Below are 20,421 nucleotides of genomic sequence, written 5' to 3'. Positions count from 1 at the left end.
AATGGAGCAGATGACCGGATCGGCCCCAACGGCACGCGCGTGGCAGCTGTCGCGTGAACAGTCATACAATCAGGTTTTCTCTCGTTCCCGGATTCCATGGCCCACATTCATCCAACCGGCTGGCAGGAAATGGCCGTCACCGGCAGCGCCGCGCGCGAAATCGAGACGCTCGGCTACCTGGACCAGCGCCTTGCCCACGATCCCTATCGCATCTATCACGGGGTCCACTGGACCAATGTGGAAAATGGGTTTTCCGCCTATGGCGAGATTGATTTCATCATCGTCGCGCCCAATGGCCGCGTGCTGCTCATTGAGCAGAAAGCGGGCTTTCTGAGCGAGACGCCAGAAGGACTGGTGAAGAACTTCGAGGGCAAGCCGCGCCGCGTCGCCAATCACATCATGCGCTCGATCCGGGGACTGAAGGAACGCTTTGGCGGCGAGCTGTCGATTGACTACCTGCTGTACTGCCCGGATTACATCGTGCGCGATCCGCACCTGGCAGGGCTCGACCCGCGCCACATCATTGATGCGGGCAGCAAGGAACGGCTGGCGCACATGATCCGCGAAATCCTGCCGATCCACGATCCCAAGCCCGACGAACAGTTCGACAAGGTGACGCGCTTCCTGGGCAATATGCTCAGCATCCGGCCCGATCCCAGCTCCATGATCGGCAACGCTGCCCAAATGGTCACGCGACTGTCGGGGGGCCTTGCCACATGGGCGCGGCGGCTCGAGTTTTCTCCCTTTCGCCTGCGCGTGATCGGCACTGCCGGCAGCGGCAAGACCCAGCTCGCGCTGGCCGAATATGCCGCCGCCATCGACGCGCACCAGTCCCCCCTGTACGTGTGCTACAACCGCCCGCTGGCCGACCACATCAGCACCCTGGTACCGGCAGGCGGCCGGGTCGCCACCTTCCACATGCTCAGCGACGCCTTCCTGCGCGACCAGGGCCATACGCCCGATTACGCTTCCCCAACCGTCTGGACCGACATCGAAACCATGATGAGCACAGCAGCGCTGCCGCCTGCGTGGAAATACGATGTGCTCATCGTGGACGAGGGACAGGATTTTTCGCCTGCCTGGCGCGATATCCTGCTGCGCATGCTCAAGGAAGAAGGGCGTGCCATCTGGCTGGAAGACCCCAATCAGAACTTGTACGGACGCCCGGAAGTGCCCTTGCCCGGCTGGGTCAAGCTCCATTCTGATACCAACTTTCGCAGCCCACGCCAGATCGTCGACATGCTCGCCTCGATTGGCGCGGTCTCGCCGCCGGTGGAAGCAGGCAGCCCGTTCAAGGGCGCCGATATTGAAGAACTGCTGTACCCGGAGGGCGACACCGAAGCCATGCTGGCGCAGACCCGCAAGGCCATCACCATGTGCCTGGGTGCGGGCTTTGCGCGCCACGATATCGCCATCGCCTCCTTCCGCGGTCGCGAAAAGTCAGCTATCCTCCACCTGGACAAGCTGAGCGAAGCGCACACGCTCAGGTCCTTTACCGGCGACTACGACTTGTTCGGCACCCCCATCTACCGCGAGGGCGGGCTGCTGGCCGAGTCGGTGTACCGCTTCAAGGGCCAGTCGGCCCCGGCCGTGATTTTCACGGAAATTGATTTTGAGCAGATCAATGAACTGGTCCTGCGCAAGCTGTTTGTGGGAATGACGCGCGCGCGGCTCAAGCTGGTACTGGTGCTCAGTGAACGGGCAGAGCAGCAGTTGCTGGACCGGATGTAGCGCCGGCCCCACATTCGTTATCACAAGAATAAGCCCTTGTTTGGACTTCGTGTAAAGTAGCAACTCTTGCCGATGGTCATTACGTCAATGACAATGGCTCACCCTCTACACGAAGCACATGAACAAGTTCAATGCCATCGCCGCCATGCTCGCCTGCCTTTGGGCGGGGCATGCGCAGGCGGCAAGGTCCACCCAATTCGACATTACGCTGCAGCCGGCAGGCGAAAGCGCGCGCAGCTTCAAGGTCCATCTGCCACCCAAGGGCTCGGTGCGCCACGTGATCCGCGATGACCTGACCCTGGAAGTCCATGCGCCGGCGGAGGAACACGGCCAGGGCCGCTCGGAACTGCGGCTCTTGTCGCAGCAAAAGGATGGCAGCTTCAAGGTGCTGCACATCGCCGGCATTGCCACTTTCCCGAACGAAGTCGTGCAAGCCGGTTACGGCATCTGCGCCGGCAAAGTTACCTATCGCTCGGAAATTGCGCCTGGCGCCGCCGTGTGCCAGTAAGGGCTGTCAGCCAAGTCCCCGGCAAACACGCATGACGATGTGAAAGGCGTAGCGTGAGGCAATCGCCTTTACAAAGCGCATGAAGTCGGTCGCCGCTGCTTCATTGGCGTTATCGGAAATGGTGCGGATCACTGCAAATGGCACGCCCAGCTCGAAGCACACCTGCGCCACGGCCGCGCCTTCCATTTCCACCGCCAGCAGGCCGGGCAGGGAAGCGTTGATGGCATTGACCTCGCTCGCGCTCGACAGGAATCGGTCGCCACTGCCGATCAGGCCGCGGTGAATCCGCGGCATGGACAGGCCGAACTCGCGCCGTTCATCGGCACTGATGGCGACTTCGAAGTCGGTGTCCAGGAACCCATGGGCCGCGCTGGCCGTCAGATTGGCCAGGCGCTGGTCCGATGCAAAGTGCGACAGCCCCGTGAGGGGAACTTCAAAGGCGGGAAACAGGGGGCTGCAATCCATGTCGTACTGGACCAGCGAATCGGCAATCACGATGTCGCCCACCCGCACCCCGGCATCGCCTGCGCCGGCCACGCCCGTAAACAACAGGTGCGTGACACCGAATTTTTCAATCAGCACACTTGCCGTGGTGGCCGCGGCCACCTTCCCGATACGCGACAGGACGCACACAGCGTCGACGCCGGCAAGCCGGCCGCTGGTGTATGTCCGCATGCCATGGATGAGCGTGGCGGGGTCTTGCATGGCCTCCACCAGCCCATGCTGTTCCTCATCGAGGGCGCTGATGATACCGAGCCGCATAGTTCCCTGCACTTGTGATCAATTACTCGTAGCGTAAGGCATCAATGGGATTCAGGTTGGCAGCCTTGGCCGCCGGCATGATCCCAAAGAGAATGCCCACCGCGCTGGAAAACCCCAGCGCCATCATGATCGCCCACCACGGCACGAACGCGTCGGGGAAATTGGGGATCATCTTGGCTGCCCCCATGCCGAGCAGATACCCCAGGCCCAGGCCGACGAGGCCGCCCAGCAGGGACAGCATGGTCGCTTCGATCAGGAATTGCAGCAAGATGTGGTGGCGCTGCGCCCCCAGCGCCTTGCAGATACCGATTTCGCGGGTGCGCTCGGTCACCGACACCAGCATGATGTTCATGATGCCGATCCCGCCCACCAAGAGGGAAATGCTCACGATGCCGCCGAGGACCAGCGTCATCATGGCGATGATCTTTTCAAAAGTCTCGCCCAGCTGCGCTGCAGTCTGGACCTTGAAATCACTTTTCTGGCCAGGCTTTAATTTGTGGGCCGTACGCAGCAGGCCGGTCAGGCGTCCCTGCACCGCTTCAAGCTGGTCGATATCATTGACGGTGAAACTGATAAAAATGTCGAGCTTGTTGCGGTTGCCGGCAATGGCGCTGCCGACCATGAAGGGAATGAGCACGTAGTCATCCTTGCTGAAGCCAAAGGTTTCACCCTGCGCTTCATTCATGCCGATGACCTTGAACCACTCGCCGCCAATTTCAATGAACTTGCCCACCGGGTTTTCCGGCAGCTGCAGCTTGTCGCGCAGCTTGGGGCCAATCACGCACACCTTGCGGCGCGACTGGTCGTCACTGTTGCGGATGAAGCGTCCGTACTGGGGAAAAGACTGGCTCGCTTCCTGATAGGCGGCCGTCACAGCCGTCACCTGGGTAAAAGTGGACTTGCCCGCATGGCGCACGGTGGTGCCGAAGTCGCCAAACGGACCAAAGGCAGGCGAGACGTTGCTGATATCGTCAAGGTGGGTGACGATCAGGTCGTAGTCGTTCAGGGTCAGCACATTGCGCTTGCCCTGCATTTCCTCTTCAAACGGCGTGGTGGCGCGCACGGTCAGGCTGTTGGCGCCCAGGCCCTTGAATTCGTTGCTGATCGAGGCCGACAAGCCCTGGATGATCGATACCACGGCAATCACGGAAGCGACGCCGATGATGATGCCAAGCGAGGTCAGAAAGCTGCGGAAACTGTGTGCGCGAATACTTTGCAGGGCGGAGCGGAAGCTTTCGATGATGCTAAACATGCGCTGGCTCCCGCGAACGGAACTGGCCCCGTTCAGGATTGATGATGTCGCTGAGGACCTTGCCATCGGCCAGCCTGACCGCGCGCCGGCAATGGGCCGCAATGTCGGGTTCGTGCGTGACCACGATCAGGGTCTGGCCTTCGGCGTACAAGGTGTCGAACAGGGCCATGATATCGGCGGCCGTGGTGGAGTCAAGGTTACCCGTCGGTTCGTCCGCCAGCAGGATGGATGGCTCGCTGCACAGGGCGCGCGCAATGGCCACGCGCTGTCGCTGTCCGCCGGACAATTGATTTGGCAAGTGGTCCATGCGGTTCTGCAAGCCCACCCTGGCCATGGCTTCCTTGGCACGGCGGGCCCGCTCGGCCGGACGCACGCCCCGGTAGATCAGCGGCTGCATCACGTTTTGCAGGGCGGTGGCACGCGTGAGCAGATTGAAACTCTGAAAGATGAAGCCGATCTCTTCATTGCGGGTGGTGGCAAGCTCGGTTTCACTCATGCCGGCCACGTCGCGGCCATTCAGGAAATAGCGGCCCGTCGTGGGCGTGTCCAGGCAGCCAAGAATATTCATCATGGTCGATTTGCCGGAACCGGAGGAGCCGATGAAGGCCACGTATTCGTTACGGGCAATCTGCAAATCGATGCCATTGAGGGCGGCAATCGTTTCCCCGCCCATCTGGTAATGCTTGGCAATGCCTTCCAGACGGATCAGCGCGTCGGTGCCGCTCATGTCTTGACAGTGGCTGGCGCGGGCGTGGCATTGGTCACAGGATCGCCAGGCTTGAGATGGCGCAAAATCTTGTAAGGGCCGGTGATCACGGCTTCGCCCGCCTTGACGCCGCTGAGAATTTCCTGCTGGCTGTCATCCGACACGCCAATGGTGACGACGCGCTTTTCCGCCTTGCCACCGTTGTTGACGAACACGTAGTACTCGGTCTTGACTTCGATTTTTTCGCCGGTGCTCTTTTTCTTGGTTGCCAGTTCCGTGTTCTCATCGTTATTGGACAGCACCGCCTGCAATGGGAGGGACAGCGATTTGCCCGAGCTGGCAGTAAAGATCTCGGCGCGGCAAGTCATACCCGGGCGCAGTGTGAGCTGGCGGGTATCGGACAGCTTGACCTTGACGTTGTACGTACGTGCCAGTGAGGTGCCGCCCTGGGGCGAACCGGGGTTTTGCTTGGCAGACAGGGGAATGATGAGCACCTCACCCTTGAGCGGCGTATCGGGATAAGCGGCCGTGTGGATGGCCACGTCCTGGCCCACGACAATCTTGCCGATATCGGCTTCGTCGACATTTACCTCGGTCATCATGGTCGAGGTGTTGGCAATTGTCATGAGGCTGGAGCCGGCGATCGATACCTGGCTGGCCACCGCCGTTTCACCTACCTTGATATCGAGCGCGGTGATGGTGCCGCTGATCGGTGAGCGGATGGTGGTCTTGGCCAGGCGCTCGCGCGACTGGTTGAGGATGGCCTGGACCTGTTCAAGCCGCGAGCGGCTGTTGCGCAGTTCGATCTTGGCAGCCTCGACGGCAAAACGGGCATCGTCGATGGCCGCTTCCGAAATCATCTTTACGCGATGCAGCTCGGTCTTGCGTTTGAGCTGGTTTTCCTGGTTGGCGAGGTTGAGCTGCTGCTGCTCGATGGCAATACGTTGCTGCTTGACGGCAGCTTCCTGCTGGGCCACCTCGGCCCGGTAGCTCTGGTCATCCAGGTGCAGCAGCAAGTCACCCTTGGCAACTTGCTGGCCTTCCTTGACATGCACGGCGCTGACCTTGCCGATGACTTCCGGCGACAGCAACACTTGCTCCTGGTACAGCAAGTGGCCAGAGGCAAGCACTGAGGACTTGATATCGCGGTAAGCGATCTTGTCGATTTCAACAGCCTTGGCAGGTTCACTGCGGGTCAGCTTCATGACGACCGGAACGCAGATGAGCGCGGCAAGCGCAATGCCTGCGACATACTGTTTTTTCATGAATTGGTCGCCATGACAAAGGCCGCCCAGCCGCCGAAGATGACGAGGTAGGGCAGGCCTACCACCAGCACGGCAGTGGAGCGCTTCACTTTGGCCCACACTTCAAAGCCGATCATCATCAGGAACATGCTCCAGAAGGTGGTCACGCTGAGCGCATCCATGAGGCCTGCCATCGGATGGGCCATGTCGTAGTGGAACACCAGTTGATTCAGCGACAGCGGGTTCAGGGCCGACATTTCAAGCTGGCCCGACGGATTGAGCATGATCTGCATGGCACCGAGCGGCAACATCAGCAAGCCTGGCACCGACGCCCAGGTCGACAATGCGAATGCCTTGCCAAACGACATGCCCTGGCTCATGGATTTGGAAACAATCATGAGATAGACGCCGGAAATGGCAAACATCAAGGGGAACATCACCACGACGGAGGCAACGGTAGAAAAGTGCAGGACCGATTTGGTCATGGTCTTGGCAAACGCTTCGCGCTCTTCCACGGTCTTCAGGGCCCCTGCGAACTGGTCCATCAGCCAGGGAAAATCCACCACGGCAAAGTACCAGGACATCACGGCGACGGAAGAAATGATCAGCAGTAGCAGGGGAACCCAGGCGCGAGGACGCGGTTCCAGCCGCTGAAAGGTCGCGCTTGGTTCGTAAAACATGCTGATCAGGGCGCTCAGCGGCGACACGGCGACAGCTGCGTTATTGCTTGCGATTTCCATATTTTCTCTCCAGGGCAACCGAAAGGACGGTTACAACGGCAACAAGAATAGCATAAGGATTGGCAACATTTCTCGGAAAAAAGGCATGCATATCAAAGATTTACCGATACCGGCATGTCGCGGTTTGCTTGCTGTTTACTGTTTTATATAAAGGTATGTATACAAAAATAGTAGTGATAGTAAACGGGAAGAGAACTGTGGATAAGTCAGGTTTTTTCCACAAGATCAATCACTTGGATGCTTTTGAATTCGCTGCACAAGTGCTGTATCAGTTTGGGACGGTTGTTGGACAAGATTTGCAGTGTCAGCAAGTGCCCTTGTTTTACACATCCGTTCCTGTGGATATCCAATGACTTATCAACAGAACAAAAAACAACACCAGGCTTTTTCGTCTTGCTGCACATGGTTTTGCGATCTTGTTTCTCAGAAATATTTAGGTTGCTGCCTGCGCATTGTGGTTTGGCCGGGGTTGTTTGTTTACTTAAAAAGGTAATATATATCTTTAATAGTAGTTGTTAACAGGGGCACTTTTCTGTGGACAAGTCCGGTTAACCCAGCGTAAACAAGCACTTGCACGCGGTATAAGCGTGCTGCCAACTCTGTATCCGGCTGGGGTCAAATCTGGACAAAAAAGTACCTGTGAATAAAACCCGCTTTATCCACATTCGGCACCTGTGGATATCCAAGCACTTATCCACAAGGGAGTGTGTGATGGATCTGTTCAAGCACTTGAAGTTCCCGATCATTCAAGGACCCATGGCAGGCGGCGCCACCACGCCGTCACTTGTAGCAGGCGTGTCCAACGCTGGCGGGCTGGGTTCACTGGCCTGTTCACTGCTGTCGCCGTCTCTCATGCGCGACCAGACGGCCGAGGTCAGGGCGATGACGGACCAGCCTTTCATGTTGAACCTGTTTATCCAGGAGACCCCCGCGCCCAGTCCGGCAGAGGTCGCGGCAGCCATTGCGCTGCTAAGGCCGGTGTGGGAAAGCCTGGGCTGGGACGGCTTGCCCGTGCCGGAGTCATGGTGCATAGACTTCCATGCCCAGTTCGATGCGCTCCTCAGCCTGCGGCCGGCAGCTGCCAGTTTTACCTTTGGGATTCTCACGCCGGTTCAGGTGGAGCGCTTGCACGATGCCGGCATATTCGTCATCGGTACCTGCACCACGGTAGACGAAGCCAAGGCTTGGGAAACTGCCGGCGCGGATGCCGTTGTCGCGTCCGGCATTGAATCGGGTGGACATCGCGGAACCTTTATCGGTTCCCAGGAAGACGCCACCCTGTCGGCCAGGGTGCTGTGGCCACAGGTGGCGCGGGCCGTGGATATTCCCACCATCGCTGCAGGGGGCATCATGACCGGGGTGGACATTCGCGAGGCGCTGGAACTGGGCGCGCGGGCCGTGCAGATGGGAAGCGCCTTCCTCCTATGTGACGAGTCGGGCATTCATCCCGTGTACCGCGACGCTCTGATCCGCGCCGACGATACGCCTACCCGCCTGACGCGTTCATTTTCCGGCCGCTACGCGCGTGGTCTGGAAAACCGCTTCATGCACTTGATGGATGGTGTGGAAAAGCAAGTTCCCGCGTATCCTGTTCAAAATGCATTGACCGCGCCGATCCGGCGCGCGGCTGCCGAGCAGGGCGATGCGGGGCTGATGTCCCTGTGGGCAGGCGCCGAAATCCGCCGGGCGCGGCCGCTGCCGGTTGCAAAACTGATGCAGACCCTGGTGGCTGAGATGCGCACCGAATAAGGAGCAATGATTGGAATCTGCGGGCCAGTATGACTACATCATCATCGGGGCCGGCACCGCCGGCTGTGTATTGGCCAACCGGCTCTCCCGCGATCCCGCCCTTGAAGTCTTGCTGATTGAAGCGGGCGGGCGCGACGACTACATGTGGATTCACATCCCGGTCGGCTACCTGCGCTGCATCGGCAACCCGCGCACCGACTGGCTGTACCAGACGCAAGCCGATCCCGGCCTGGCTGGACGCGCCCTGATCTACCCGCGCGGCAAGGTGCTGGGCGGCAGTTCTTCCATCAACGGCATGATCTACATGCGTGGCCAGTCCCAGGATTACGCACGCTGGGCCGAGGTCACGGGCGACCCGCGCTGGGGCTGGGACCATGTGCTGCCGGCGTTCATGAAAAGTGAAGATTACTACGGCGGCAGTGGCCCGGTCCATGGCAGCGGTGGCGAATGGCGCGTCGAGAAGCAGCGATTGTCGTGGCAGATTCTCGATGCTTTTCGCGATGCCGCTGAACAGACCGGCATTCCCAGGACGGATGATTTCAACGGTGGCGACAATGCCGGCTGCGGCTATTTCGATGTGAACCAGAAGCGCGGCATTCGCTGGAATACGGCCAAGGCCTTTCTGCGCCCTGCTGCCAGGCGGCCCAATCTGACCATCATGACCGGCTGCCATGTGGAAAAGCTGCTCATTGACGATACCGGGGCTGGCAAGCGCTGCCGGGGAGTGGCATTTACCGGTGGCGGAACGGCGTGGGTAGCGCATGCCGAGCGCGAAACGCTGCTCACTGCCGGGGCGATTGGTTCGCCGCAGATCCTGCAGTTGTCCGGCATTGGCCCGGCGGCCTTGCTGGCCGGTAGCGGGGTGGCGGTCCACGTCGATTCGCCAGGGGTGGGCGACAACCTGCAGGACCATTTGCAGCTGCGGATGATTTTCAAGGTCAGCAATGCGCGCACGCTCAATACCACGGCGGCCAGCTGGTTTGGCAAGATGAAGATTGGCCTGGAATATGCGATGTTCCAGAGTGGCCCCATGTCCATGGCGCCCTCGCAGCTGGGCGCCTTCGCAAGATCGACGCCGGCCCAGGTGACGCCTGACCTGCAATACCACGTGCAGCCGCTGTCGCTGGAAAAGTTTGGCGACCCATTGCACGCGTTTCCGGCCTTTACCGCCAGCGTATGCAACCTGCGGCCGACTTCGCGCGGGCATGTGCGCATCGCTAGCAGCGACTCGTACGCAGCACCCAGGATCACGCCCAATTACCTGAGCACGGAGCAAGACCGCACTACCGCCGCAGCCGCCTTGAGACTCACCCGGCAAATCGTGGCGGCGCCGGCCCTGGCCCGCTATGCCCCCGAGGAATTCAGGCCCGGCCCGGCTTATCAGAGCGAGCAGCAGCTGGCAGAGGCGGCGGGGCTGATCGGCACCACGATTTTCCACCCCGTAGGCACCTGCAGGATGGGCAAGCCGGACGACCCGCTGGCCGTGGTGGACAGTGAGTTGCGCGTCAAGGGTGTGCAGGGGCTGCGCGTGGTCGACGCCTCCGTGATGCCATTCATCACATCGGGGAACACCAATTCGCCGACGTTAATGATTGCGGAAAGAGCTGCGCAGTTGATTATGGCATCGAGCGCGCATGCACTGAGCGTTGAAACGCTGCGGGCTTAACGAGTGGGAGACAGGAACTGTGCGGGAAAAATGACGTTCGTGTGAGTCTGCTTAGGATAGTTCGCCAGCCAGGAGGCTGATACCCAGGCCATGAGCCGTATCGAGAAGTGAAGCTGCAACATACTGCATACGAGATATTTTTTTCATGTTATTACCTTTCCCCTTTCCTGCGGCCGAAGACGCATTGTTCATGTTGGTGAAGTACCAGATTTTGCACGTGCCAAGCGCAATCAACACAATCAGAGACAAGGCCGGGACCAGTAAGTTGGAGGCAATCGAAACCTCCCTCACTATCCATATCCTAAGCAGACTCCAAGGTAATGTAACAGGAAATTACTAATATGTCAATCTTTAGCCGTTCGATCGGATCACCCAGACTACATTGACTTAACGTATACGTAACGGTAATTCTACGTATTGTGTGCTCAATTTTCCTGTGTAATATTGTCAAAACAAGTTTTCAAAGTTGAACGTGCACGCAGCGGCTTTAGAGAAACGGAGACCCGATGGCAGAAGTCATTCTGGAAACGCGGCACCTGACGAAGGAATTCAAGGGTTTCACGGCAGTCAGCGACGTCAATCTGCAGGTGCAGCGGGGCCAGATCCACGCACTGATCGGTCCCAACGGCGCCGGCAAGACGACCTGCTTCAACCTGCTCACCAAATTCCTGGTGCCCACCTCGGGCCAGATCCTGTTCAATGGCAAGGACATTACGGCCGCCAAACCGGCACAGATCGCGCGCATGGGCATCATTCGTTCATTCCAGATATCGGCCGTGTTCCCCCACCTCACCGTCCTGCAGAACGTGCGCATCGGCCTGCAGCGCGAACTTGGCACCACCTTCCATTTCTGGCGAAGCGAAAAGTCGCTCGGCCAGCTCAATGACCGCGCCATGGCGCTGTTGGCCGAAGTGGATCTGGCGTCCTTTGCCGACACCATCACCGTCGACATGCCGTATGGCCGCAAGCGGGCGCTGGAGATTGCCACCACGCTGGCCATGAACCCGGAACTGATGCTGCTGGACGAACCCACCCAGGGCATGGGACACGAAGACGTGCACCGCGTCATGGAGCTGATCCGCAAGGTGTCGGCCGGGCGCACCATCCTCATGGTGGAACACAATATGAACGTGGTGGCCGGCCTGTGCGACCGCATTTCCGTCCTGCAGCGCGGCGCCGTGCTGGCCGAAGGCACTTACGCCGAAGTGTCACGCAATGAGCAGGTCATGCAAGCCTACATGGGTAGTGCCGATGCACTCGAAGGAGCCCATTGATGGCCGTACCAGCGCTGGAAATCAAGAACCTGCAAGCCTGGTATGGCGAATCGCATGTGCTGCATGACGTCAACCTCACCGTCAACGCGGGCGAAGTGGTCACGCTGCTGGGGCGCAATGGCGCGGGCCGCACCACGACGCTGCGCGCCATCATGGGCCTGACGGGCAGCCGCAAGGGGTCCATCAGGATCAACGGGGTGGAAGCCATTGGCCTGCCCACCCACCGCATTGCGCACCTGGGCATTGGCTACTGCCCGGAAGAGCGCGGCATTTTCGCCTCTCTGTCGACCGAAGAAAACCTGATGCTGCCGCCGCAGCTGGCAGGGAGCGGGCAGGGCATGTCGGTCGAGGAAATCTACGACATGTTTCCCAATCTGCTCGAGCGCCGCCATAGCCAGGGTACGCGCCTGTCCGGCGGCGAGCAGCAGATGCTGGCAGTGGCGCGCATTTTGCGCACCGGGGCGCGCCTGCTGCTGCTTGACGAAATATCGGAAGGCCTGGCGCCGGTCATCGTGCAGGGACTGGCCCGCATGATCCGCACGCTCAGGTCCAAGGGCTACACCATCGTGATGGTGGAACAGAATTTCCGCTTCGCCGCGCCCCTGGCGGACCGGTTTTACGTGATGGAGCACGGCCAGATTGTGGCAACCGTCGCTTCGTCCGAACTTGACGCCAGGATGCCGGTACTGACCGAGCTGCTGGGCGTCTGAACATTTGCATGCAGTACCAATCCCGAAAACGATTACTCACGGAGACACAGCATGAAACGACCCGCACTTGCCCTTGCAGCGACCGCCTGCGCCATCGGATTTGCCTTGCCGGCCAGCGCCCAGGTATCGGGCAATACGATCAAGATCGGCTTCCTGACCGACATGTCCGGTGTGTATGCCGACGTGGATGGCCCTGGCGGCGCGGAAGCGATCAAGATGGCCATTGCTGACGCCGGCGGCACCATCAACGGCATGAAAGTGGAATTTGTCTCCGCCGACCACCAGAACAAGGCCGACATTGCCGCCAGCAAGGCGCGCGAATGGTTTGACCAGCAGGGCGTGGACATGCTCATCGGCGGCACCAATTCCGGCGCCAGCCTGGCCATGGCCAAGGTGGCGGCTGAAAAGAAAAAGCCCTTCATTGCCATCGGTGCCGGCTCGGCCCGCCTGACCAATGAGGAATGCACGCCCTACACCGTGCATTACGCCTACGACACGGTGGCGCTGGCGCGCGGCACCGGCGGCGCCATTGCCAGGCAGGGCGGCAAGAACTGGTTCTTCCTCACGGCCGACTATGCCTTTGGCCACTCGCTGGAAAAAGATACCAGTGACGTCATCAAGGCCGCCGGCGGCAAGGTGGTGGGCAGCGTGCGTCATCCGCTGTCGGCGTCGGACTTCTCATCCTTCCTGCTGCAGGCGCAGGCGTCCAAGGCGCAGATCCTGGGCCTGGCCAATGCCGGCGGCGACACCATCAACGCGGTCAAGGCGGCGCGCGAATTCGGCATTGCCAAGTCGATGAAGCTGGCCGGTTTGCTGGTCTTTATCAACGATGTCCACACCCTGGGCCTGAACGCCACCCAGGGCATGTACCTGACCGATGGCTGGTACTGGGACCTGAACCCGGAAACGCGGGCTTGGTCCAAGCGCTACTTTGCCAAGATGAAGAAGCAGCCATCGATGCTGCAGGCGGCCGACTATTCCGCCGCGGCCAACTACCTGGCCGCCGTCAAGACGCTCAAGACGGACGATGGCGACAAGGTCATGGCCCACCTGAAAAAGACCAGGGTCAACGACATGTTCGCCAAGAATGGCGAGATCCGGCCCGACGGGCGCATGGTGCATGACATGTACCTGATGGAAGTGAAAAAGCCGTCGGAATCGAAGTATCCATGGGATTACTACAAGGTGGTGCAAACCATTCCCGGTGCCCAGGCGTACACCACCAAGGCCGAGTCGCAGTGCGCGATCTGGAAGTAAGCTGATGCGGCACGGCAGGGCGCTGTACCCTGCCGGCCGCGTGCCGTCCCACTGCGCCGGGCAGCCGGCGCCTCTTTTACTGACATGCCATGGAAATTTTCGGCGTTCCTCATCAGTTGATGATGAGCCAGCTGCTGGTCGGTCTCGTCAACGGTTCGTTCTACGCCATGCTGTCGCTGGGCCTGGCGGTGATCTTCGGCTTGCTCAATGTGATCAACTTCGCCCACGGCGCCCTGTACATGATGGGTGCCTTTCTCGCGTGGATGGGCCTGTCTTACTTCGAACTCAATTACTGGGTAATGCTGGCCGTGGCGCCGCTGCTGGTTGGCATATTCGGCATCGTGATTGAAAAGACGATGCTGCGCTGGCTCTACAAGCTCGACCATCTCTACGGGTTGCTGTTTACATTTGGCGTCACACTGGTGCTCGAAGGCGTGTTTCGGTCTTTCTATGGCGTCTCGGGGCAGGCGTATGACGCACCGGAGCTGCTGCAGGGGGCGACCGACCTGGGATTCATGATGCTGCCCAACTACCGCGCCTTTGTGGTGGTGGCCTCGCTGACCATTTGCCTGGTGACGTGGTTCGTGATTGAAAAGACCAAGCTGGGGTCATATTTGCGCGCCGCCACCGAGAATCCCAAGCTGGTGGAGGCGTTCGGTATCAACGTGCCGCTCATGGTCACGCTGACCTACGGCTTCGGCGTCGCTTTGGCGGGCTTTGCAGGGGTGCTGGCGGCGCCCGTCACCAATATCACACCCCTGATGGGGTCCAACCTGATTATCGTCGTGTTCGCCGTTGTAGTGATCGGAGGCATGGGCTCCATCATGGGGTCCATCGTCACCGGACTGGGCCTGGGCGTCATCGAAGGATTGACCCGCGTGTTCTATCCGGCCGGCTCGGAAGTGGTGGTGTTCGTGGTGATGGTGATCGTACTGCTGCTGCGGCCGGCAGGCTTGTTTGGGAAGGAGAAATGATGGCCACCACTTCCGCAAAGCTGGTCAGCGGCCGCAATATCGGCTACCTGGTGGCGCTGGGGCTCGCCCTGGCCGCGCCGTTCTATGGCTATCCCGTCTTCCTGATGAAGCTGTTGTGCTTCAGCCTGTTTGCCTGTGCATTCAATCTGCTCATCGGTTTTACCGGGCTGCTCTCCTTTGGCCATGCGGCGTTTTTTGGTACGGCCGGCTACGTGGCCGGCTACCTCTTGCGCGACCTGGGCTGGCCTACCGAGCTGGGCATCCTGGCGGGAGTAGGGGCGGCGGCGCTGACCGGCCTGGTAATGGGGGCGCTTGCCATCCGGCGGCAGGGCATCTATTTTTCCATGATCACGCTGGCCCTGGCGCAGATGGTGTCGTTCGGCGCCTTGCGTGCGCCCATCACGGGCGGGGAGGACGGCATGCAGGGCGTGCCGCGTGGTCAGTTATTCGGGGCGCTCGATCTGGCGAGCGACTTGACGCTGTACTACGTGGTGCTCGCCATCTTCGTGGCCGGCTTTGCGCTCATTTACCGCACCGTGCATTCGCCGTTTGGGCAAGTGCTCAAGGCCATCAAGGAAAACGAACCGCGCGCCATTTCACTCGGTTTTGACGTCGACCGCTACAAGCTGATGGCCTTCGTCTTGTCGGCGGCCCTGGCCGGCCTGGCAGGCGCCACCAAGACAGTCGTGCTGGGCTTTGAGACGCTGACCGACGTCCACTGGACCATGTCCGGCCTGGTGATCCTGATGACCCTGGTGGGCGGCATGGGAACCCTGGCCGGCCCCGTCATCGGCGCCATGATCATCATCACGCTGGAGAACAAGCTGGGCGACGTAGGCACCTTCCTGGCCTCCAGCACCGGCGTGGAATGGTTTGCGACCCTGGGCGAATCGGTAGGCATGGTCACCGGCCTGATCTTCATCGCCTGCGTGTTGCTGTTCCGGCGCGGCATTGTTGGGGAACTGGGCGCCGCCGTCAGGTCCCTGGCGCGCAAGAAGGCGTTGCCTTAAAAAGCAGCAGCATAAATAGCCCGCGCGTCGGCCCTGGTCAGTTCGCGCGGGTTATTTCCGAGCAGACGGGTTTGCAGCATGGCGTCGTCTGCCAGCCTGTCCAGATCTGTCGCTGTTATCCCCACCTGCCGCAGCGTGGTTTCGATCCCCGTCCAATCGGCAATTTGTTGCATTGCAGCAATCAGAGCCTGTGCGCGTGCCGCTTCGGAACCCGTTGCCTCCGGTGCGACGATGCTTGCCAGTTCGGCATAGAGTCCCGCCGCTTCGGGGAGGTTGAAAGTCAGCACATGCGGCAAAACAAGCGAATTGGACAGGCCGTGGGGCACGTGGAAAATGCCGCCGATGGGATAGGCCAGCGCGTGTACGGCAGCTACCGGGGCGTTGGAAAACGCCTGTCCTGCCAGGTAGGCGCCGAGCAGCATGGCCTGGCGTGCGGCGATATCACTGCCATTATCGCAGGCGGTGCGCATGTTGGCCGTGAGCAGGGCCAGTGCCTGCATGGCGAGCATGTCCGAGACAGGATTCTTTTTATGCTTGCTGGTGAATGCTTCAATGGCGTGGACCATCGCATCAATGCCGGTGGCCGCCGTCACAGCCCGTGGCAAGCCGGTGGTCAGCGCCGCGTCGAGCAGGACCAGATCCGCATACAGCTGTGGCGCGACCACGCCGCTCTTGGTGGTGGCACCGGTCGTGACGATGGCGATGTTGGTGACCTCCGAACCGGTACCGGCAGTGGTGGGGATTTGGATCAAGGGCAGGCGCGCGCCCTGCACGTTGCCAATGCCATAGATTTCGGCCACCGGCTGGATGGAAGGCACCAGCACGGCAATCAGTTTGGCGACATCCATGGAGCTGCCACCGCCCAGTCCTATGACGAGGTCCACGGCCCGCTCGCGCGCAAATGCTACGGCGGCAAGTACCACGTGTTCCGGCGGATCGGCGACAACGTCCGAATAAATCTCAACCTCCATCCCTGCGGCGCGCAGACTGGCGATGGGTGCCTCGGTCAGTCCCGTACGCAGGAAACCCGCGTCCGTCACCACCAGCGCCCTGCGCACCAGGGGAAACCTGGCGGCGGCGTGTTCGCCAAGCGAATCCGCGCACCCCGGGGCGCAGACAAGGTGGGGAACGGTGCTGAAGGCAAAGCTCGGTGAAGGGGACATGGTCTGCTCGTGGAGTTCGTGAAGTGACAAGCTTACCTCAGCCCTCGCTGCGGTGCAGATTTCTTCCGTACAATGTGGGATTCTTCCTGACCCCCTTGTCCCATGATCGACATTGCCCTGATTGGTACTGCTGCTTTTCTTGCTGGACTGGTGGATGCAGTGGTGGGGGGCGGTGGGCTGATCCAGATCCCCGTACTGTTCTCGGTGTTCCCGCGTGAGGTTCCTGCCACGCTGCTGGGCACCAGCAAATTCGCCGGCATCTTTGGAACTGCCACGGCCGCCGTGAATTATGCCCGCCGCGTGCGGGTTGCCTGGAGCGCTGCAGCGCCCGCTGCGGCGGCAGCATTTGCGCTGTCGTTCGCGGGCGCTTATACCGTCACCAAGGTGCCGGCGGATTTTGTTCGCTTGCTGCTGCCATTTATCCTGCTCGCGGTTGCAATCTACATATTCCGGAAAAAGGACTTGGGCAGCATCCATGCGCCGGTCCATAGCGGTTGGGCCGAGCGCTACTTTGCGCTGGCGATGGGGGCGGGCATTGGCTTCTATGACGGCTTTTTTGGGCCGGGAACGGGCAGCTTTCTTATTTTCCTGTTTGTCCGGTTCTTTGGGTTCGATTTCCTCAGCGCCTCTGCCGCAGCCAAAGTCGTCAATGTTGCCTGCAATTTGTCGGCGCTGATGTGGTTTGGTTACAGCGGTCATCTTCTTTGGCAGCTTGGTTTGCTCATGGCTGCATGCCAGATTGCCGGCTCGCTGGTCGGCACCAGGCTGGCGATCCGGCATGGCAGTGCGTTTGTCCGCAAACTTTTTCTCGTTGTCGTGAGCTGTCTGATCGCCAAGACCGCGTACGATGCCATTGCGAAGTGGTCGCTTTGATGTGTTTCACGTGGAACAATTTGGCGCTCGCCGGGTGCGTATGCGCGACGTTCCACGTGAAACAATTTGCGCGCTAGAGCTGGATATCTAGCGTGAAAAGGTTTTGGCGGCGCAAAAGACTCTATAATCTGGCCTCGACTCCTGCTTCACGACCCTTACCATGTTATTTCCAACTGAATTCGATGTCATTGTCGTCGGCGGCGGCCATGCCGGCACGGAAGCCGCGTTGGCCTCCGCCCGCATGGGCCAAAAGACTTTGTTGCTTACCCATAATATTGAAACTTTGGGTCAGATGTCTTGCAACCCATCCATTGGTGGTATCGGCAAGGGCCATCTGGTCAAGGAAGTCGACGCGATGGGCGGCGCCATGGCGATTGCCACCGACGAGTCAGGCATTCAGTTCCGTATTCTGAATTCCTCCAAGGGCCCCGCCGTACGCGCCACGCGCGCCCAGGCGGACCGCATCCTGTACAAGCAGGCCATCCGTTCGCGCCTGGAAAACCAGCCGAACCTGTGGCTGTTCCAGCAGGCGGTGGATGACCTGATGGTGGAGGGCGACCGCGTGGTGGGCGCCGTGACGCAGATCGGGCTGCAATTTCGCGCACGCGCTGTGGTCCTGACAGCCGGCACTTTCCTGGACGGTAAGATTCACGTGGGCCTGCAGAACTATTCGGCCGGCCGCGCCGGCGATCCACCGGCAATCTCCCTGTCTGCGCGCCTGAAGGAACTGAAGCTGCCGCAAGGGCGCCTCAAGACGGGCACGCCACCGCGCATCGACGGGCGCAGCATCAATTTCGCCTTGATGGCCGAGCAGCCCGGCGATCTGGATCCCGTGCCCGTGTTTTCTGTCATGGGCAACACTGCCATGCATCCCCGGCAGGTGCCGTGCTGGGTAACGCATACCAACGCCCAGACCCACGACATCATCCGCGCGGGGCTGGACCGCAGCCCGATGTACACGGGCGTGATTGAGGGCGTGGGACCGCGCTATTGCCCGTCCATCGAAGACAAGATCCACCGCTTTTCTGGCAAGGAATCGCACCAGATTTTCCTGGAACCGGAGGGCCTGACCACCAACGAGTTCTATCCCAACGGGATCTCGACCAGCCTGCCGTTCGACGTGCAGATCGCCCTGGTGCGGTCCATGAAAGGCATGGAGGACGCCTTTATCCTGCGCCCGGGCTACGCGATCGAATACGATTATTTCGACCCGCGCGGGCTAAAAATGTCGCTGGAAACCAAGGCGGTGCAGGGCCTGTTCTTCGCGGGCCAGATCAACGGCACCACCGGCTACGAAGAAGCCGCTGCCCAGGGCATGCTGGCCGGTATCAATGCCGCCCTGCTGACCCAGGGCCGCGATGCCTGGGTGCCGGCCCGCTCGGAGGCTTACCTGGGCGTGCTGGTCGATGACCTGACCACGCAGGGGGTGGCCGAGCCATACCGCATGTTCACCAGCCGTGCCGAGTTCCGCCTGAGCCTGCGCGAAGATAATGCCGACATGCGCCTGACCGAAATTGGCCGCAAGCTGGGCGTGGTGGGTGACGCGCAGTGGGAAGCATTCGAGCGCAAGCGCGAGGCAATTGCTATCGAGCTCGAACGCCTGCGCACCACCTGGGTCAACCCGCGCATTCTGGCGGCAGCGGAATCGGAGCGCGTCATTGGGCAAGCCATCGAGCGCGAATACTCGCTGGCCGACCTGCTGCGGCGCCCGGGCGTTGAATACGAAAAGCTGATGAGCATGACAGGCAGCGAAGGCCAGACTTTGGCCGGCCCCGGCGTGCAGGATGCGGCAGTGCGCGAGCAGATCGAAATCCAGCTCAAGTACGCAGGTTATATCGACCGCCAGGCCAAGGAAGTGGAGCGCCACGACCACTATGAAAACCTGAAGCTGCCGGAAGGCTTCAATTACCTGGACATTGCCGCGCTGTCGATCGAAGTGCGCCAGAAGTTGGACAAGCAGCGACCCGAGACCCTGGGCCAGGCATCAAGAATTTCTGGCGTGACACCGGCCGCAATCTCGCTTTTGCTGGTACATTTGAAGAAACGCGGGGCGAAGGGTTTTGCCACCCTCAACGAGGAGCTGGCCCAATGAAGTATTTTGACCGGCCAGCCCTGTCGGCAGTGCTTGCGGACGGCGTCAAGGAACTGGGTTTGGATATCAGCGAGCAGCAGCATGCGCAGCTGCTCGACTACCTGGCCCTGCTGTTCAAGTGGAATGCGGTCTACAACCTGACCTCGGTGCGCGATCCCATGCAGATGATGACGCACCACATTCTGGACTCGCTGGCGGCGGTACCGGCTTTTGCCAGCGCCGCCAATGTGCTCGATGTAGGGGCAGGGGGTGGACTGCCCGGCATGGTCTTGGCCATCGCACGGCCACAGATGAAAGTGTCGATGATCGACACGGTCCACAAGAAGACTGCCTTTCTCACGCAGGTGAAGGCAGAGCTGGGGCTGGCCAATGTGACGGTGTACACCATGCGCGTGGAGCAGCTGCAGGTGAGTGACAAGTTTGACGTCATCACTTCGCGCGCATTTGCCGACCTCTCGGATTTTGTGAACTGGTCGGGGCATCTCCTGGCCGAGGGCGGTGAATTCATCGCCCTCAAGGGTACAGCACCGCCGGAGGAGCAGGAACGGCTGCCAAAGGACTGGCGAGTGCGGCTTCTTCAGCCCCTCCAGGTACCCAGGCTGCAGGCGGAACGCCATCTGGTGTTCATCCAGAAATCCCGACAAACCATATAAACCGTATAAACAGTTTATACCATATATACTATATAAATCGACTATTCGATATTGATA

The 20,421-nt window shown here is 60.3% G+C and carries 18 protein-coding genes; 12 read left to right on the top strand and 6 right to left on the bottom strand.

Going from position 1 to position 20,421, the window contains the following annotated elements:
* Positions 1-96 precede the first annotated feature (96 nt).
* Positions 97-1,731, top strand: coding sequence for an ATP-binding domain-containing protein (locus KY495_RS08585; RefSeq protein ID WP_219883238.1), 1,635 nt, complete (start codon positions 97-99; stop codon positions 1,729-1,731).
* A gap of 118 nt (positions 1,732-1,849) precedes the next feature.
* On the top strand, positions 1,850-2,239 hold the full coding sequence (locus KY495_RS08580; RefSeq protein ID WP_219883237.1) for a hypothetical protein: 390 nt from the start codon (positions 1,850-1,852) through the stop codon (positions 2,237-2,239).
* A gap of 6 nt (positions 2,240-2,245) precedes the next feature.
* Here the strand turns inward: KY495_RS08580 and KY495_RS08575 are convergent, their stop codons facing one another.
* Genes KY495_RS08575 through KY495_RS08555 form a run of 5 tightly spaced genes read right to left on the bottom strand, consistent with a single transcriptional unit; the run spans position 2,246 to position 6,943 of the window.
* Positions 2,246-3,001, bottom strand: coding sequence for a 5'-methylthioadenosine/adenosylhomocysteine nucleosidase (locus tag KY495_RS08575; protein ID WP_219883236.1), 756 nt, complete (start codon positions 2,999-3,001; stop codon positions 2,246-2,248).
* Between the two features lie 22 nt (positions 3,002-3,023).
* Complete coding sequence (locus KY495_RS08570) at positions 3,024-4,253, bottom strand: ABC transporter permease (RefSeq protein WP_219883235.1); 1,230 nt, start codon at positions 4,251-4,253, stop codon at positions 3,024-3,026.
* Positions 4,246-4,980: an ABC transporter ATP-binding protein gene (locus KY495_RS08565; protein WP_229518544.1), complete on the bottom strand. Its 735-nt coding sequence runs from the start codon at positions 4,978-4,980 to the stop codon at positions 4,246-4,248. The genes KY495_RS08570 and KY495_RS08565 overlap by 8 nt, the downstream gene beginning before the upstream one ends.
* Entirely contained in the window at positions 4,977-6,224 is a 1,248-nt protein-coding gene (locus KY495_RS08560; RefSeq protein WP_219883234.1) for an efflux RND transporter periplasmic adaptor subunit, read from the bottom strand. The genes KY495_RS08565 and KY495_RS08560 overlap by 4 nt, the downstream gene beginning before the upstream one ends.
* Positions 6,221-6,943: a YIP1 family protein gene (locus KY495_RS08555; RefSeq protein WP_219883233.1), complete on the bottom strand. Its 723-nt coding sequence runs from the start codon at positions 6,941-6,943 to the stop codon at positions 6,221-6,223. The genes KY495_RS08560 and KY495_RS08555 overlap by 4 nt, the downstream gene beginning before the upstream one ends.
* A gap of 711 nt (positions 6,944-7,654) precedes the next feature.
* On the opposite strand from KY495_RS08555, the gene KY495_RS08550 reads away from it, so the two are divergent.
* The 7 genes from KY495_RS08550 (at position 7,655) to KY495_RS08520 (ending at position 15,583) form a co-directional block, all read left to right on the top strand.
* Positions 7,655-8,692 (top strand): nitronate monooxygenase family protein, encoded by a 1,038-nt coding sequence (locus tag KY495_RS08550; RefSeq protein WP_219883232.1) that lies wholly within the window; start codon positions 7,655-7,657, stop codon positions 8,690-8,692.
* 10 nt (positions 8,693-8,702) lie between these two features.
* Positions 8,703-10,358: a GMC family oxidoreductase gene (locus KY495_RS08545; RefSeq protein WP_219883231.1), complete on the top strand. Its 1,656-nt coding sequence runs from the start codon at positions 8,703-8,705 to the stop codon at positions 10,356-10,358.
* 506 nt (positions 10,359-10,864) lie between these two features.
* A complete protein-coding gene (locus KY495_RS08540; protein ID WP_219883230.1) occupies positions 10,865-11,632 on the top strand; it encodes an ABC transporter ATP-binding protein in 768 nt (255 codons plus the stop codon).
* Entirely contained in the window at positions 11,632-12,342 is a 711-nt protein-coding gene (locus KY495_RS08535; RefSeq protein WP_219883229.1) for an ABC transporter ATP-binding protein, read from the top strand. Before KY495_RS08540 ends, KY495_RS08535 begins: the two co-directional genes overlap by 1 nt.
* Positions 12,343-12,393: 51 nt before the next feature.
* Positions 12,394-13,599 (top strand): ABC transporter substrate-binding protein, encoded by a 1,206-nt coding sequence (locus tag KY495_RS08530; RefSeq protein ID WP_219883228.1) that lies wholly within the window; start codon positions 12,394-12,396, stop codon positions 13,597-13,599.
* 89 nt (positions 13,600-13,688) lie between these two features.
* Positions 13,689-14,573 carry a branched-chain amino acid ABC transporter permease gene (locus tag KY495_RS08525; protein ID WP_219883227.1) on the top strand — a complete coding sequence of 295 codons (885 nt, stop codon included), beginning with the start codon at positions 13,689-13,691 and terminating at the stop codon, positions 14,571-14,573.
* Positions 14,573-15,583, top strand: coding sequence for a branched-chain amino acid ABC transporter permease (locus KY495_RS08520; RefSeq protein WP_219883226.1), 1,011 nt, complete (start codon positions 14,573-14,575; stop codon positions 15,581-15,583). The genes KY495_RS08525 and KY495_RS08520 overlap by 1 nt, the downstream gene beginning before the upstream one ends.
* Here the strand turns inward: KY495_RS08520 and KY495_RS08515 are convergent.
* Positions 15,580-16,746 carry an iron-containing alcohol dehydrogenase gene (locus tag KY495_RS08515; RefSeq protein WP_219883225.1) on the bottom strand — a complete coding sequence of 389 codons (1,167 nt, stop codon included), beginning with the start codon at positions 16,744-16,746 and terminating at the stop codon, positions 15,580-15,582. The two genes, KY495_RS08520 and KY495_RS08515, sit on opposite strands and share 4 nt — an antisense overlap.
* Positions 16,747-16,848: 102 nt before the next feature.
* On the opposite strand from KY495_RS08515, the gene KY495_RS08510 reads away from it, so the two are divergent.
* The 3 genes from KY495_RS08510 (at position 16,849) to rsmG (ending at position 20,364) form a co-directional block, all read left to right on the top strand.
* Entirely contained in the window at positions 16,849-17,619 is a 771-nt protein-coding gene (locus KY495_RS08510; protein ID WP_219883224.1) for a TSUP family transporter, read from the top strand.
* 160 nt (positions 17,620-17,779) lie between these two features.
* Positions 17,780-19,711 carry a tRNA uridine-5-carboxymethylaminomethyl(34) synthesis enzyme MnmG gene (gene mnmG / locus KY495_RS08505; protein WP_219883223.1) on the top strand — a complete coding sequence of 644 codons (1,932 nt, stop codon included), beginning with the start codon at positions 17,780-17,782 and terminating at the stop codon, positions 19,709-19,711.
* Positions 19,708-20,364, top strand: coding sequence for a 16S rRNA (guanine(527)-N(7))-methyltransferase RsmG (gene rsmG / locus KY495_RS08500; protein ID WP_219883222.1), 657 nt, complete (start codon positions 19,708-19,710; stop codon positions 20,362-20,364). The genes mnmG and rsmG overlap by 4 nt, the downstream gene beginning before the upstream one ends.
* Positions 20,365-20,421 lie beyond the last annotated feature (57 nt).

The sequence above is a fragment of the Massilia sp. PAMC28688 genome, from assembly GCF_019443445.1.
Lineage (GTDB): Bacteria > Pseudomonadota > Gammaproteobacteria > Burkholderiales > Burkholderiaceae_D > Telluria_A.
This window is presented reverse-complemented; position numbering and strand designations above follow the sequence as displayed.

What these genes read in the sequence shown, in the direction of transcription:
- rsmG (WP_219883222.1), top strand. Translation starts at nt 19,708, where the DNA reads ATGAAGTATTTTGACCGGCCAGCCCTGTCGGCAGTGCTTGCGGACGGC.
- KY495_RS08555 (WP_219883233.1), bottom strand. Translation starts at nt 6,943, where the DNA reads ATGGAAATCGCAAGCAATAACGCAGCTGTCGCCGTGTCGCCGCTGAGC.
- KY495_RS08540 (WP_219883230.1), top strand. Translation starts at nt 10,865, where the DNA reads ATGGCAGAAGTCATTCTGGAAACGCGGCACCTGACGAAGGAATTCAAG.
- KY495_RS08520 (WP_219883226.1), top strand. Translation starts at nt 14,573, where the DNA reads ATGGCCACCACTTCCGCAAAGCTGGTCAGCGGCCGCAATATCGGCTAC.
- KY495_RS08525 (WP_219883227.1), top strand. Translation starts at nt 13,689, where the DNA reads ATGGAAATTTTCGGCGTTCCTCATCAGTTGATGATGAGCCAGCTGCTG.
- KY495_RS08515 (WP_219883225.1), bottom strand. Translation starts at nt 16,746, where the DNA reads ATGTCCCCTTCACCGAGCTTTGCCTTCAGCACCGTTCCCCACCTTGTC.
- KY495_RS08580 (WP_219883237.1), top strand. Translation starts at nt 1,850, where the DNA reads ATGAACAAGTTCAATGCCATCGCCGCCATGCTCGCCTGCCTTTGGGCG.
- KY495_RS08560 (WP_219883234.1), bottom strand. Translation starts at nt 6,224, where the DNA reads ATGAAAAAACAGTATGTCGCAGGCATTGCGCTTGCCGCGCTCATCTGC.
- KY495_RS08575 (WP_219883236.1), bottom strand. Translation starts at nt 3,001, where the DNA reads ATGCGGCTCGGTATCATCAGCGCCCTCGATGAGGAACAGCATGGGCTG.
- KY495_RS08570 (WP_219883235.1), bottom strand. Translation starts at nt 4,253, where the DNA reads ATGTTTAGCATCATCGAAAGCTTCCGCTCCGCCCTGCAAAGTATTCGC.
- KY495_RS08585 (WP_219883238.1), top strand. Translation starts at nt 97, where the DNA reads ATGGCCCACATTCATCCAACCGGCTGGCAGGAAATGGCCGTCACCGGC.
- KY495_RS08535 (WP_219883229.1), top strand. Translation starts at nt 11,632, where the DNA reads ATGGCCGTACCAGCGCTGGAAATCAAGAACCTGCAAGCCTGGTATGGC.
- KY495_RS08565 (WP_229518544.1), bottom strand. Translation starts at nt 4,980, where the DNA reads ATGAGCGGCACCGACGCGCTGATCCGTCTGGAAGGCATTGCCAAGCAT.
- KY495_RS08550 (WP_219883232.1), top strand. Translation starts at nt 7,655, where the DNA reads ATGGATCTGTTCAAGCACTTGAAGTTCCCGATCATTCAAGGACCCATG.
- KY495_RS08530 (WP_219883228.1), top strand. Translation starts at nt 12,394, where the DNA reads ATGAAACGACCCGCACTTGCCCTTGCAGCGACCGCCTGCGCCATCGGA.
- KY495_RS08510 (WP_219883224.1), top strand. Translation starts at nt 16,849, where the DNA reads ATGATCGACATTGCCCTGATTGGTACTGCTGCTTTTCTTGCTGGACTG.
- mnmG (WP_219883223.1), top strand. Translation starts at nt 17,780, where the DNA reads ATGTTATTTCCAACTGAATTCGATGTCATTGTCGTCGGCGGCGGCCAT.